General features: G+C 65.9%; 16 protein-coding genes. 7 read left to right on the top strand and 9 right to left on the bottom strand.

The genetic code is table 11. The features are described from left to right. Positions 1 to 70 precede the first annotated feature (70 nt). The 3 genes from GJG85_RS27040 to GJG85_RS35260 form a co-directional block, all read right to left on the bottom strand. Positions 71 to 382 carry a hypothetical protein gene (locus GJG85_RS27040; RefSeq protein WP_050017241.1) on the bottom strand — a complete coding sequence of 104 codons (312 nt, stop codon included), beginning with the start codon at positions 380 to 382 and terminating at the stop codon, positions 71 to 73. 1 nt (position 383) lies between these two features. Beyond that, entirely contained in the window at positions 384 to 1,091 is a 708-nt protein-coding gene (locus tag GJG85_RS27035; protein WP_204384053.1) for a hypothetical protein, read from the bottom strand. A 311-nt stretch (positions 1,092 to 1,402) separates the two neighbouring features. Beyond that, positions 1,403 to 1,528 carry a hypothetical protein gene (locus tag GJG85_RS35260; RefSeq protein WP_256975687.1) on the bottom strand — a complete coding sequence of 42 codons (126 nt, stop codon included), beginning with the start codon at positions 1,526 to 1,528 and terminating at the stop codon, positions 1,403 to 1,405. A gap of 329 nt (positions 1,529 to 1,857) precedes the next feature. On the opposite strand from GJG85_RS35260, the gene GJG85_RS27025 reads away from it, so the two are divergent. Next, complete coding sequence (locus GJG85_RS27025) at positions 1,858 to 2,061, top strand: hypothetical protein (protein ID WP_050017243.1); 204 nt, start codon at positions 1,858 to 1,860, stop codon at positions 2,059 to 2,061. A 123-nt stretch (positions 2,062 to 2,184) separates the two neighbouring features. Here GJG85_RS27025 and GJG85_RS27020 read toward each other — a convergent pair whose 3' ends face one another. After that, positions 2,185 to 3,114, bottom strand: a complete 930-nt coding sequence (locus tag GJG85_RS27020) for a LysR substrate-binding domain-containing protein (protein WP_050017244.1) — start codon at positions 3,112 to 3,114, stop codon at positions 2,185 to 2,187. A 126-nt stretch (positions 3,115 to 3,240) separates the two neighbouring features. Here GJG85_RS27020 and GJG85_RS27015 point away from each other — a divergent pair, with 126 nt between their 5' ends. From GJG85_RS27015 to GJG85_RS26990, 6 genes are all read left to right on the top strand, one after another. Further along, the gene (locus tag GJG85_RS27015; protein WP_204384051.1) at positions 3,241 to 4,260 is read left to right on the top strand and encodes an NAD(P)-dependent alcohol dehydrogenase; all 1,020 of its coding nucleotides are present in this window, start codon (positions 3,241 to 3,243) and stop codon (positions 4,258 to 4,260) included. A 193-nt stretch (positions 4,261 to 4,453) separates the two neighbouring features. Continuing rightward, positions 4,454 to 4,744: a co-chaperone GroES gene (locus GJG85_RS27010; protein ID WP_011694564.1), complete on the top strand. Its 291-nt coding sequence runs from the start codon at positions 4,454 to 4,456 to the stop codon at positions 4,742 to 4,744. Between the two features lie 12 nt (positions 4,745 to 4,756). Then, complete coding sequence (gene groL, locus GJG85_RS27005; RefSeq protein WP_050017246.1) at positions 4,757 to 6,397, top strand: chaperonin GroEL; 1,641 nt, start codon at positions 4,757 to 4,759, stop codon at positions 6,395 to 6,397. Between the two features lie 546 nt (positions 6,398 to 6,943). Further along, entirely contained in the window at positions 6,944 to 7,165 is a 222-nt protein-coding gene (locus GJG85_RS27000) for a hypothetical protein (protein ID WP_050017247.1), read from the top strand. 132 nt (positions 7,166 to 7,297) lie between these two features. Then, on the top strand, positions 7,298 to 7,819 hold the full coding sequence (locus GJG85_RS26995; protein WP_050017248.1) for a PTS sugar transporter subunit IIA: 522 nt from the start codon (positions 7,298 to 7,300) through the stop codon (positions 7,817 to 7,819). Positions 7,820 to 7,867: 48 nt separating this feature from the next. After that, a complete protein-coding gene (locus GJG85_RS26990; protein ID WP_204384049.1) occupies positions 7,868 to 8,752 on the top strand; it encodes an acetylglutamate kinase in 885 nt (294 codons plus the stop codon). 80 nt (positions 8,753 to 8,832) lie between these two features. Here the strand turns inward: GJG85_RS26990 and GJG85_RS26985 are convergent, their stop codons facing one another. The 5 genes from GJG85_RS26985 to GJG85_RS26965 all read right to left on the bottom strand — a co-directional run bounded on the left by GJG85_RS26985 (position 8,833) and on the right by GJG85_RS26965 (position 13,564). Next, a complete protein-coding gene (locus tag GJG85_RS26985; protein ID WP_050017250.1) occupies positions 8,833 to 10,851 on the bottom strand; it encodes a family 2A encapsulin nanocompartment cargo protein cysteine desulfurase in 2,019 nt (672 codons plus the stop codon). Beyond that, positions 10,826 to 11,758 carry a family 2A encapsulin nanocompartment shell protein gene (locus GJG85_RS26980; protein ID WP_050017251.1) on the bottom strand — a complete coding sequence of 311 codons (933 nt, stop codon included), beginning with the start codon at positions 11,756 to 11,758 and terminating at the stop codon, positions 10,826 to 10,828. Before GJG85_RS26980 ends, GJG85_RS26985 begins: the two co-directional genes overlap by 26 nt. A 138-nt stretch (positions 11,759 to 11,896) precedes the next feature. Continuing rightward, entirely contained in the window at positions 11,897 to 12,118 is a 222-nt protein-coding gene (locus GJG85_RS26975) for a helix-turn-helix transcriptional regulator (protein ID WP_050017252.1), read from the bottom strand. Between the two features lie 8 nt (positions 12,119 to 12,126). After that, positions 12,127 to 13,065 carry a serine O-acetyltransferase EpsC gene (gene epsC / locus GJG85_RS26970; protein ID WP_050017253.1) on the bottom strand — a complete coding sequence of 313 codons (939 nt, stop codon included), beginning with the start codon at positions 13,063 to 13,065 and terminating at the stop codon, positions 12,127 to 12,129. A gap of 28 nt (positions 13,066 to 13,093) precedes the next feature. Next, positions 13,094 to 13,564 (bottom strand): rhodanese-like domain-containing protein, encoded by a 471-nt coding sequence (locus GJG85_RS26965; protein ID WP_089489009.1) that lies wholly within the window; start codon positions 13,562 to 13,564, stop codon positions 13,094 to 13,096. Positions 13,565 to 13,752 lie beyond the last annotated feature (188 nt).

Here is a 13,752-nt window from a genome sequence, read left to right as displayed (position 1 = left end):
CGGGGACGTCCGCCCTTCTTCTCGTCGTAGACCATCACGACGGCATGATGCAGGCGCCCCACCCCAATTCTCAGTCGGTGTCCGGGCGCTGAACGGGGGACCAGTCGATGGAACCCGACTCTGCGAACTTGAGCCGTTCGCGCAATTCCGGATGTACACCCGCCTGCATCAGCAGCGCCATGCCGCCCAATCGCCGCGCGTCCTCATCGGTAATCGGGCACCCGTCATTCGGTTCTGCATGCGGCGGAATCGTGATGGCGACACCTGCATTCATTTCGCGGTCAAGGACGGCCTGCACGTCGCGGCGAAACACCGTGCACAGCGTAACCTGTTCGGTCTCCTCGTCGTAAAACACGATGGTGGCGCGTCTCGGTTTGCTCATGTCACCGTCCTCTACAGGTCTGAAATTTTTCGAAAGCACGTTGCCTGCACAATGCGTAGGTTCTGGGGTCTTTATACATCGCGCCAGCGGCCGCACACATTTCCATGTCGATTTCGTATCGTGCGAAACACTGTTCCTCTTGAAACGCGTCGACAGCCGCCGTGGTCATAGCGTCGCCCCACGGTGAGTCGTCGAGCGAGAACGGTGTCGCGTCGCTGAGCAGCGCACTATCAACCCGTACGGGCGCGATGCCGGCAATACCACTGCCTGTGCCAGCTATGATGCTCTCCAGGTATCGTATCAACTCATCAGCCGATACATCGCTTGGCCGTGCCCAACTCGGGATTGGCGTGTCCGCAGACCGCAACGCCATGGGTGCCACTCTACCGAACCGGTTCCCACGAGGGAAAGGGGGCAGGGACCGCCGACCATCCGAAGCGCCGCCATTCACCGCCACGCGCTCAATCTCGACGACGACCCGCCCATCCTCGATGGCGGACCTGAGCACATCGAGCGGTGCACCACGAACGGTACCAAGGCCCAATTGCCGCACGTACATCACCGCATTCGTCGTCAGGCCTGCATACTTCGGCCAGTGCAGCATCAGTTCGGAGATTGCGGCGCGCTGACTGGCCAACAACGTTCCACGTCCCGCGCGCGTCAGTGTCGCGCGCTTTCCCGAACCCAATTCGATTGCGATTGAAGCCATTCGAAACCCCGGCGTTACCGTCGGGCGAATCTACTTTTCGCAACACGATGTCACAAGCTCGCGGTTTTCATGGAACACGCAAAAACCTGCGCGCGTCGGGACTGACGGCTCGCATTGTTTCCCCGAGACATGCCGCCGAGGCGCAGCGGCTCGCTGTTTGGCGCCGCGCAGACGCTCGCATTCCGGATGTGTGCACGTATGTGCTCCCAGCGTCGGAAATCTTTAAATTCTGTTACCTGCCCCAGGTAGTCCCTGTCGTGCGCTCAATACCGCATCACCCGATACAGACCGGCGGCCGCGAGCGCCATGCCTCACCACGCGAGCCCGCCGCTCGTCTCGCTGACCACGACGAGCGCGATCAACGCGGTGGCGGGTGGTATCAGGAAAACAGCGCCGACACACGCGACGCGTCGCCGTAGCGCACCAATGCGCTCCATACCCTCGCCATCCTTGGCGTGGAAACGTTAGAAAAAGTCTCGAGACGGCCAACAAGAGCTGCAAAACTACACCGATCGCGGCAATCGCGAAGGTTACCGCGACCGATCGGCATGCCAGCGTCAGCGCTACCCAGCACCATGGGCGGGATATCGCCGGCGCAATCACCCGATCTAAACTCGATCGATCTGCTCGACAACCTGCTAGAGTTGCCGGTCAATTTTTGGAAAGGGACATGTAAGAATTGCGCGACTTATCCCGAGAAAGTGCTCGCGCCGCGCCCGCACAGCTATCTCGGCCTGAAGGCGAACACTGCGATTCGGGGTGCGCAATGAATTGGCTTGCAGACCGATTGCTTCTCATCGTCACGGCACTGATCGTCACGGCCGCAGGTTGGGCGATCATCAGCGCGACAGGCGAATGGTTTCCGCTTCTGATGACGGTGACCGCGTTCGCTTCACTGTGGATCGAAAACTCGCGGCTGCGCAAGCTGCTCGAACAAAACAGTATCGATCCGCGACGACGCAAGCGCTAGTCGCCCGAAAAAAGCGGCTTACCGGTTTTTCCTCACTGGGTTCAGGCTGACTATGCGAGACGCACGAGAGTGCGACACGCATCCAACCAGATTGTCACGTCGTCATCGGAGAACCGCTCGCCGTCATCCGCGCTCGCCGTTCGCGTCGTCCGACGCCAGCATGTTCGGAATCTCGTCGACCAGCGCATCGACGACCACGCGCACCTTCGACGGCACGTGACGCGCCGCCGGTCGCACCGCGAACACTTCGGCGCCCGACACGCTGTCGCTGTCCATCACGAGCGCGAGGCGGCCGTCGCGCACGTACGGCGCCATCAGCCAGCACGGCAGCCACGCAAGGCCCGCGCCGGCGGCAGCCGCATCGGCGATCGCCTGCAGGTCGTCGAACCGCAGCCGGCCGGCCGCGCGATGGTCGTGCACCGCGCCGTCCGCGCCGATGACCCGCCATGGCGTCGGTTGTCCACCGCGCGAATACGCGATGCCGACGTGCGACGCGAGTTCGTCGAGCCCCGACGGCCGGCCGTGACGCGCGAGATACGCGGGCGATGCGCAGATGCCCATGCGCTGCACGCCCAGCTTGCGGCCGACCAGCGCGTTCGTATCGGCCAACTCCCCGATGCGCACCGCCAGGTCGAAGCCGTCGTTGACGAGGTCGGCCACGCGGTCGCTGAACGACATGTCGATTTCGAGCCGCGGGTGGCGCTCGACGAGACGCCGCACCACGGGCGCCACGCACTGCCGCCCGAACAGCACCGGCACGCTGACGCGCACGCGCCCGGCCGGCTCGCGGCGCCCCGCGTCGAGCGCGGCCTCCGTTTCGCCGAGTTCGGCCAGCAGCCGCCGGCATTGCTCGTAATAGACGAGCCCTTCGTCGGTCAGGCCGAGCTGGCGCGTCGTGCGCTGCAGCAGCCGCGCGCCGAGACGCAGTTCGAGCCGCGCGATGATCTTCGCGACGGCCGAGCGCGTCATGCCGAGGCGCAGCGCCGCCGCCGCGAAGCTGCCCGATTCCACCACGTCGACAAATTCGGCGACGCCTCTCAGCCGTTCATCCATGCCGCTCCGCTCCGGTGCGATGACAAGGTTGTGTCCGTGCTGGCGACAATCGTCGGCCGAATTCTCGCCAATGCGTCCACCTGCGCAACACTATGATAGTCCTGACTATCTCGAAAAGGAGTCGACATGCATGCATGGCAAATCAAACCGGGCGACGGTATTGCCGGGCTCCGGCGCATCGACGCGACACCGCGCGCGGTCGGGCCGACCGGCGTCGTCGTCAGGATCCATTCGGCCGCGCTGAACTATCGCGACCTGATGTTCGCGCGCGGCGACTATCTCGGTATCGGCACCGACGCGCTGATCCCGGTCGCCGACGGCGCCGGAGAAGTGGTCGAGACGGGCCGCGACGTCACGCGCTTCAAGCCGGGCGACCGCGTGATCAATACGTACTTCCCGCGGTGGATCGACGGGCCGCCGACACCGCACAAAGTGTCGGGTTCGCCCGGCGCGCAATTCGACGGCGTGCTCGCCGAACGCTTCGTGTCCGACGAGGCCGCGCTGGTCGCGATCCCCGCGCATCTCGACTACGACGAAGCCGCGACGCTGTCGTGCGCGGGCGTCACCGCGTGGAACGCGCTGTTCGTCGACGGCGGACTGTCGCCGGGCGCGACCGTCGTGCTGCTCGGCACGGGTGGCGTATCGATCATCGCGCTACAGCTCGCGCAGGCCGCCGGGTTGCGCACGATCGTCACGTCGTCGAGCGACGCGAAGCTCGAACGCGCTCGTGCACTCGGTGCGAACGCAACGATCAACTATCGGACGACGCCCGAATGGCAACACGAAGTATTGCGCCTCACCGGCGGTGCGGGCGCGGATCTCGTCGTCGAAGTCGGCGGACGCGATACGCTGCCGCGCTCGCTCGCCGCGACGAAAACAGGCGGCATCGTGTCGGTGATCGGCGGGCTCAGCAGCTTCGACGGGCCCGAACTCGGGCTGCTGCCGCTGATCGGCGGCTTCCGGCGTCTGCACGGCTTCATGGTCGGCAGCCGCGCGATGCTCGACGACGTCGTGCGGCTCGTCGACGCGAAACGGATCAAGCCGGTGGTCGATCGCGTGTTCGGCTTCGACGAGGCGCCGCAAGCGTATGCATACCTGCAATCGGGGCAGCACTTCGGCAAGGTCGTGGTTCGCGTCGCATCGTGACGCCTGAAGGCGGCAGACGCCGCCTTCTTCCGCCTCCTCCCTCTCCGTTCCCCGTCTTCCCGTCCAAAGCGCATTCGCGCAAATGCTTTTCCGAATCCGTTATTGGATCGCACCGCCGCGCGTTTTTATACTCGTCAGCACTCTCTGTTAAAGAGTGCCAGCCAATTTCGACAGAACAGCACAGGACGAAAAGATGAGCCTACGCCCCTTGCACGACCGCGTGATCGTGAAGCGACTCGACCAGGAAACCACCACCGCATCGGGCATCGTGATTCCCGATAGCGCCGCCGAGAAACCCGACCAGGGCGAAGTGATCGCCGTCGGCCCCGGCCGCAAGGATACCGACGGCCAGCGCATCGTGCCCGACCTGCAGGTCGGTGAGCGCGTGCTGTTCGGCAAGTACGCGGGGCAAGCCGTCAAGGTGGACGGCAACGAGTTTCTCGTACTGCGCGAAGAAGACATCGTCGCGGTCGTCAATCAATAACGGAGCGCAATCATGGCAGCCAAGGAAATCATTTTCAGCGACATCGCACGATCGAAGTTGACCGAAGGCGTGAACATTCTCGCGAACGCGGTCAAGGTCACGCTCGGGCCGAAGGGCCGCAACGTCGTGCTCGAACGCAGCTTCGGCGCGCCCGTCGTCACGAAGGACGGCGTGTCGGTCGCGAAGGAAATCGAACTCGCGGACAAGCTGCAAAACATCGGCGCGCAGCTCGTGAAGGAAGTCGCGTCGCGCACCAGCGACGCGGCCGGCGACGGCACGACGACGGCTACCGTGCTCGCGCAGGCGATCGTCCGTGAAGGCCAGAAGTACGTCGCGGCCGGGCTCAATCCGCTCGATCTGAAGCGCGGCATCGACAAGGCCGTCGCGTCGGCCGTCGACGAATTGAAGAAGATCAGCAAGCCGACCACCACGAGCAAGGAAATCGCGCAGGTCGCGACGATCTCCGCGAACGGCGAGGAATCGATCGGCCAGCGTATCGCCGAAGCGATCGACCGCGTCGGCAAGGAAGGCGTGATCACCGTCGAGGACGGCAAGTCGCTCGCCGACGAGCTCGACGTCGTCGAGGGGCTGCAGTTCGATCGCGGCTACCTGTCGCCGTACTTCATCAACAATCCCGACAAGCAGATCGCCGAGATCGAAAACCCGTACATCCTGCTGCACGACAAGAAGATTTCGAACATCCGCGATCTGCTGCCGGTGCTCGAACAGGTCGCGAAGTCGGGCCGGCCGCTGCTGATCATCGCGGAAGACGTCGAAGGCGAAGCGCTCGCGACGCTCGTCGTGAACAACATCCGCGGGATCCTGAAGACGGTGGCGGTCAAGGCGCCGGGCTTCGGCGATCGCCGCAAGGCGCTGCTCGAGGACATCGCGATCCTCACCGGCGGCCAGGTGATCGCCGAGGAAACGGGCCTGACGCTCGAAAAAGCCACGCTCGCCGAGCTCGGCCAGGCGAAGCGCATCGAAGTCGGCAAGGAAAACACCACGGTGATCGACGGCGCGGGCGATGCGAAGAACATCGAGGCGCGCGTGAAGCAGATCCGCGTGCAGATCGAAGAGGCGACGTCCGACTACGATCGCGAGAAGCTGCAGGAACGCGTCGCGAAGCTCGCGGGCGGCGTGGCGGTGATCAAGGTCGGCGGCGCGACCGAAATCGAGGTGAAGGAGAAGAAAGATCGCGTCGACGACGCGCTGCACGCGACGCGCGCGGCCGTCGAGGAAGGCATCGTGCCGGGCGGCGGCGTCGCGCTGATCCGCGTACGGCAGGCGATTCGCGAACTGAAGGGCGCGAACGCCGATCAGGACGCGGGCATCAAGATCGTGCTGCGCGCGCTGGAGGAACCGCTGCGCCAGATCGTCACGAATGCGGGCGAGGAGGCGAGCGTCGTCGTCGCGAAGGTCGCGGAAGGCGCGGGCAACTTCGGCTACAACGCGCAGACGGGCGAGTACGGCGACCTCGTCGAATCGGGCGTGCTCGATCCGACCAAGGTCACGCGCACCGCGCTGCAGAATGCGGCGTCGGTGGCCGGGCTGCTGCTGACGACCGATGCGACCGTGTTCGAAGCGCCGAAGGATGCGGCGCCGGCCGCCGCGCCCGGCGGCCCGGGCGCGGGCGGGCCGGGGTTCGATTTCTGACGACGTGGCGGCGTGCGCGCCGGTTTGTCGGTATGCGCGCGGTCATGTAGTCACGGGAAACGCGTGGCGACGGAAGTCGTCACGCGTTTTTCTTTAGGATCGACCGTCTGCGGAACCGCTGGTAACGCGCGACTCCCACCCCTTTACGACCTTTTTACTTGCGCCCGCGCATCCGTTCACTAGAATGGGTCCGCCATCCACGACCGAGCACGCGCCATGCGCATCCGAAGTCCTCGTCCTCCGAGTTGCTTTTCTGCCTGACAGGCCGGACGCCTGCGTCACCTTCCCGAGTCACCGTCCTGCCGACAGGCGGACGATGCGCGCCGTAGTCCTTTCCGTGCACGCTTGAACGCGATGTCGATGTGGTCGTCACGCATCGCAATGTATGCGTTCGAGCACGTGCATCGACACAGGCCGCGTAACGACGCGCCATCGATCCGCCGATTCTAGCCGGTTGTTTTGCATCACTGATTTCATTCACGGGGCCTTCCGCTTCCGCAGCATCGCATGCCCCGTCGCGATCGTCTTTCATACAGGAGCCGTGAAATGATGCTGGGTTTGACGTTCTGGAAACACGTGATCGGGCGGCGGACCGAAACCCTCCACGAAGCACGAACGACGGCGCACGACCGGCATCGCCGGGTGTCGAGAACGCTCGTACTGGCGAGCGCCGCGGTCGCGTTCGCGGCAATCGCGTTCGGTGCGCCGGTCGTCGGCATTTCGGTGTTTGTGCTGACGACGCTGCCGTTCGTACTGTCGGGCACCTGAGGTTGCCCATATCGGGCGCGGCTCCGTCGGCGCTCGATACGAAATTTTAATGCTTGCCCACCGCGTATCTGACACCGTCTTTACGCGAGGTTATCTAGGATTTCCCTGTCATCCCGACACGGAGCAATCCGCATGCAAACGCAGCAGGCCGCCGTCGGCGGCCAATCCCCCCTCGCTCACCGACGCGGCAGCACGCCGTTCGCGACCCGGCTCGCCGACGCTTGTCCGCCGGACAACATCCTGCTCGATGTACCCGTGGAAAGCGCGAGCCAGTTGTTCGACCTGATCGCGCGCCATGTCGCGCGCGGCAGCGGCGTATCCGCCGACCGGATCCGCGCCGAACTGATCAAGCGCGAGCAACTCGGCTCGACCGGCCTCGGGCAAGGCGTCGCGATTCCGCATGCGCGCGTCGACGGGCTCGGCTCGGCCGTCGCGCTGTTCGTTCGCGCGCGGTACCCGTTCGCGTTCAACGCGCCGGACCGCAAGCCCGTGCATGAATTCATCGTGCTGGTGCTGCCGCACGCGGACGACCGCGTGCACCTCGAACTGCTCGCCGATGCCGCGCGATGGTTCAGCGAACGCGCGATCCGGCAGGCGTCGCGCGATGCGCAAACGCCCGAAGAGATTCACCGGCTCATGCAACGCACTGTTTGACCCGACATCGTGCAACGGCAGGCATTCCCTCCATCATTTCCGATTCCCATGTTCCCAGACCCTGATACTCCCACCCGACGCGTGGCCGGCCTGACCCGCGCGCTGCCTTTCATGCAGGCGCTGCACGGACAGACCGTCGTCATCGTCGACGGCGGTGCCGCGAGCGACGCCCACGCGCGCTCCGCCTTCGCACAGGATGTCGCGCTGCTCGCGCTCACCGGCATCCGTCCGATCGTGATCCAAAGCATCCCGACCGCGTCCGGCACGCAATCGGTCCACACCGTGCATGCGGCCATGACCGGCATCAATCATGAACTGGTGCGCCTGATCGGCAGCCACGGCGCCCGGGCGATCGGTGTCGACGGTCACGACGGCGGCTTGCTGGTTGCCTGCGCTGAACCCGACCACGCGAGCACAAGCGCGATCGCACGATTCGACAGCGCTGCGTTGAACGCGTTTCTCGACAATGGACTGGTGCCCGTCGTGATGCCGGTCGCACCGGACGACGCGGGCCACGACCGGCTGTTGCGCCCGGAACGGCTCGGCAGCCTGTTCGCGCAACGCACGGGCGCCGTCACGCTGGTGATGATGGTCGACAGTGCATGGCTGCGCGAACTCGGCGAGCTTGCCGGTCTGTACGGCATCGCGGAACTCGAGCAATGGCTCGCCGAACATCCAGCCGCCGACGCGGCGCCGTACGTACGCGACGCGCTCGATGCGCTCGCGCACGGCGTGCAGAACGTCCATCTCGCCGATATCGGGCAACCCGAATCGCTGATCGATGAGCTGTTGACGGAGGAAGGATCGGGCGTGGTGTTCTGCCGGCGCGGCAGCACCGATCTGCTGTCGGAAATCCGCCGCTATTTCGCGGATTCGGCCAGTGTGCTGCGTGACGGCTTCAGCGTCGAGCAGAAGCCGGTCGTGCGTTTCTAACCGGGTAGCATAAAAACGCTTGCGGCGGCCCGCAAAGGCCGCCGCAAGCGGGCAACATCGACGTCAGCGCAACGAAAACATCAACGCCGCGCCGCCAGTCTCCTGACGACGCTCACCAGCGCATCGACTTCATCGCACGTGTTGTAGAACGCGAGCGACGGCCGCACCGTGGCCTCGAGCCCGAAACGCCGCAGGATCGGTTGCGCGCAGTGATGCCCCGAGCGCACCGCGATGCCCTCTTCGTTCAGCGCCTGCCCGACCTCCTCGGTTTCATAGCCCTTCAGCACGAACGACAGCACGCTCGCCTTGTCGCGCGCGGTACCGACGAGCCGCACGCCCGGCACCGGCGCGAGCACGCTCGTTGCATACGCAAGCAGATCGTGCTCGTAGCGCGCGATGTTCTCGATGCCGATGCGGTTCACATAGTCGAGCGCCGCGCCGAGCCCCACCGCATCCGCGATGTTGCCGGTGCCGGCTTCGAAGCGGTTCGGCGGCGGCTGGAACACCGTGCGCTCGAACGTCACGTCCGCGATCATGTTGCCGCCCCCTTGCCACGGCGGCATGTCGTCGAGGATCGCGCGCTTGCCGTACACGACGCCGATCCCGGTCGGCCCGTAGATCTTGTGTCCGGAGAACACGAAGAAATCCGCATCGAGCGCCTGCACGTCCACACGCATGTGCGAGATCGACTGCGCACCGTCGACGAGCGCCTTCGCGCCCGCGCGATGCGCGAGTTCGACGATCTCCTTCACCGGCACGACCGTGCCGAGCGCGTTCGACACCTGCGTGACGGACACGATCTTCGTGCGATCGTTGAGCAGCTTCCGGTATTCGTCGAGCAGCACCTGCCCCGAATCGTCGACCGGAATTACACGCAGCTTCGCGCCCTTGACCGCGGCAAGCTGCTGCCACGGCACGATGTTCGCGTGATGCTCGAGATGCGACACGACGATCTCGTCACCTTCGCCGACGTTCTGCACGCCCCACGTCTTCGCGATCAGGTTGATCGCCTCGGTCGTGCCGCGCACGAACACGATCTCGTCCGGCGACGATGCGCCGATGAAGCGCTGCACCGTTTCCCGCGCATGCTCGTACGCATCCGTCGCGCGGCCGGCCAGTGCATGCGCCGCGCGGTGGATGTTCGAGTTCTCGTGTGCGTAGAAGTATGCGAGGCGGTCGATCACGGCCTGCGGCTTGTGCGTCGTCGCCGCGTTGTCGAACCAGACGAGCTGCTTGCCGTTCACGCGCTCCTGAAGGATCGGGAAATCGCGGCGGATCGCGTTCACGTCGAACGGCGGATGCGCGCCGCGATACAGCTGGCTTTGCGGCTCGGCTGCGTGCGCGTCGTCGATGAAATACCGCGGCACATCCGCGCCCGATGCGCCCGATGCGCCCGATGCACGCGACACCGGCACGTCGCGACGCACGGCGAGCAGTTCGCGCAGCGCGTCGTCGTCCGGCAACCCGAACGCTTCCGGCGACGCCAGCCCGTTCGACGGCACGACGATGTCCTGCGGCGTCGCCTGCCAGCCTTGCAGCGAACCGTCGGTGAAGTAGTACGGCGACGTCTTCGCCGCGCTTTCCGGTGCCGGCGTATTCACCTGCGGCACGCCGAGCGCCGCGCCGCCGACACGCGGTTCGAGCGCGGGCGCGATCGACACCGCGTTGTCGGGCAGCCCGTTCTGCGCGGCCGCATGCGGCGCGAGCGCGGGTGCGCGGTTGCCGAGCGACAGCACGTGCGTCGGCGCGGACGGCGCGAGGTTCGCGCCCGGTACCTTGCCTTGCGGCAACGCAAGACCCGGCACGCCGGTGCCCGCGCCGCCCGGGCCCGCGAGCGGCGAGCCGCCCGGCACCGGGTTGCTCACCGCCGCGAGAATCGGCGCCGCGGCCGGCAAGGCCGACGGCACGCCGCCAACCGCACCGCTGCCGGCCGACAGCCCGGGCGCGGTGGCCTGCCCGGGCGGCGTCGCGAAGAACTCGGACGCGAGCCGCGCGAGCGTCGCCGGGTCGGGCAAGCCGGCCGGCAGCGGCGCATGCGGCAACGCGTGCGCGTCGCCGCCGGCCAGGCCGGGATTAACGGTAGGTGTCGGGATAGTCATGGAACTTGGCGATTTCGACGTCATCGAGGACAGCCAGCGCATCCGGAGAATGGATCGCGAGCGAGCAATACAGCGAGATCAGGTACGACGCGATCGCCTGGTTGTTGATCCCCATGAAGCGCACCGACAGGCCCGGCCCCTGCTCGCCCGCGACGCCCGGCTGATACAGGCCGACGACGCCCTGGCGCTTGTCGCCGACGCGCAGCAGCAGGATCTTGGTCTTGCCGTCCGCGACCGGCACCTTGTCCGACGGAATCAGCGGAATGCCGCGCCACGTGAGGAACTGCGAGCCGAACAGGCTGACCGTCGGCGGCGGCACGCCGCGCCGCGTGCATTCACGGCCGAACGCGGCGATCGCGAGCGGGTGCGTGAGGAAGAATGCCGGCTCCTTCCACACCTTCGTCAGCAGCTCGTCGAGATCGTCCGGCGTCGGCGCGCCCGTCAGCGGGAAGATCCGCTGTTCGTCGGTCACGTTCGCGAGCAGCCCGTAATCGGGATTGTTGATCAGCTGGCTTTCCTGCAGTTCCTTGATCGTCTCGATCGTCAGGCGCAGCTGTTCCTTGATCTGGTCATGAGGACTGCTGTAAAGATCGGAGATCCGCGTATGCACGTCGAGCACCGTGCTCACCGCGTTCAGGAAGTATTCGCGCGGCTGTTCCTCGTACGGCACGAAGGTCTGCGGCAGCACGCTTTCGTCTTCGAGCTGCGTGCACGCGGCGCGCACCGCTTCCGGGTTCTTCACCTGGTTCAGGCGGTAGATGCCGGCCTCGACCGGCACCCATTGCAGCAGATGGGTCAGCCAGCGCGGCGTGATCGTGGAAAGCTGCGGGACGGTCTTGGTAGCGTTCGCTAGTTGGCGGGCGGCGTGATCGCTCAGCGCGGCCGTGCCGCTTGCAACGGTCGACATGTGTGGCTCCGGGTTCTTAAGATGAAAAACGGGATTGCTTATGACGCTGGGTGATTATCGGAAGCACGCCCCTGCCGGCTCAACATGCTATAGCCGTCAGGTCGTGCACCCGAAAGGGGAAAACGATGGGGGGCGGCCTCAGGTGACGTACGCGCTCGGCAGTAGCGTCGAGATCGACACGTCGAATGCGCGCGCGATCTTGTCGGCCGTGACGATCGATGCGATCGCCTCGCCGCGCTCGATCTCGCCGACATACGAGCGGTTCAGCCCCGCGTGCTCGGCCAGTTGCTCCTGCGACCACGTGCGCGCTTCGCGCAGCTTGCGCACGGTGGCGCCGAAGTGATGGATGAGGTCGCTCATCGCGCCTCCTAGGCGACGCGCGCCGCCGTGCGCGGCGCGGCGTTCGCTTCGCTGCGCAGCACGGCCTGCGTGACGTTTTCGCCGGCCGGCACGTCCTGCGTGAGCCACACGTTGCCGCCGATCACCGCGCCGCGCCCGATCGTCACGCGGCCGAGAATCGTTGCGCCCGCATAGATCACCACGTCGTCCTCGACGATTGGATGGCGCGCGAGCCCTTTCTCCAGATGGCCGTCCGCATCGCGCGGGAAGCGCTTCGCGCCGAGCGTGACGGCCTGATACACGCGCACGCGCTCGCCGATGATCGCCGTCTCGCCGATCACGACGCCCGTGCCGTGGTCGATGAAGAACCCCGCGCCGATGCGCGCGCCCGGATGGATGTCGATGCCGGTTTCCGCATGCGCTTGCTCGGCGATGATCCGCGCGAGCAGCGGCAGGCCGAGCCCGTACAGCTCGTGCGCGAGCCGGTGGTGGATCATCGCGAGGATGCCCGGATAGCACAGCAGCACCTCGTCGACGCTGCCCGCCGCCGGATCGCCGTGGAAGGCCGCGAGCACGTCGCTGTCGAGCAGGCGGCGAATCTCCGGCAAGCGTGCGGCGAACGCCTGTACGGCCTTCGACGCGACTTCGCCGAGGTTGTCTACCGGCCCGTCGGCGTTACGCTGGCGCGCCGCGTAACGCAATTCGAGCGTCACCTGCGTGAGCAGCGCGTTCAGCGCCGCGTCGAGCGCGTGAGCCACGTGGAAGTTCTCGCTTTCCTGCCGCAGGTCGGGGGGCCCGAGCCGCATCGGGAACAGCACCCCCTTCAGCGCGCCGACGATCTGCGCGAGCGCCTCGCGCGCCGGCAAATCGCGCCCGCCCGGTTCGAGCGAGCGCCGCTGTTTTTCGCGCCATGCGCGGCGCACCGTCTGCAGCGATTGAACGATGTCGTCGATATCGAATGCGGCCATGCTGCTTTCTCCCCGTAACGGCCGTGAATCAATCCTGCGCCCACGGCAGGCCGCGAAAGCGCCAGCCGTTGTGGCCGCCGCGATGCTGCCGCTCGTCGAGGTCGCCCTCGAAGCCTTCGAGCACATTGAACACCTGCGTGAAACCACCCTTGGTGGCAGCCTCGGCCGCCTGCGCCGAGCGGTTACCGCTGCGGCACAGCAGCAGCACGAGCGCATCCTTGCCGGTCTTCGCTTCCAGTTCGCGCACGAAGCGCGGGTTGCGCGTCAGGCTCGTACCGGTCGCCCACGGCACGTGCAGCGACTCCGGCACGTAACCGACGAATTTCCGTTCCTCGGCCGTGCGCACGTCGACCAGCACTGCGTCGCCCGCCGTGAACAACGCCCACGCGGCTTCCGGCGCAACGCCGCCCGCGTAGGGCGTGCCGGCCGCCACGGCCGTTGTGCGCGCGTCTTCCAGCGCCTGCTGGGCGGCGGTTCGTTCTTCCAGTTCAACCGTCATGACACTTCCTTGTATTCTCAGATTCGTATGAACAAAGACACCGGGAATGCGGCTGTTGCAGCTTGCGTGCTGTCTATAGCCGTCAGCGCCACTATGCGAGTGCGGTCGGGGAAGCAGAACCAATAAAAATTCATTTCCTAATCAGCGCCGCGGGGAATGCAATAGCAGACGCGCGCTATCGATGCGCG

Origin of the sequence: Burkholderia sp. MS389, assembly GCF_016899425.1 — a bacterium.
In the GTDB taxonomy this organism is placed as follows: domain Bacteria; phylum Pseudomonadota; class Gammaproteobacteria; order Burkholderiales; family Burkholderiaceae; genus Burkholderia; species Burkholderia sola.
This window is presented reverse-complemented; position numbering and strand designations above follow the sequence as displayed.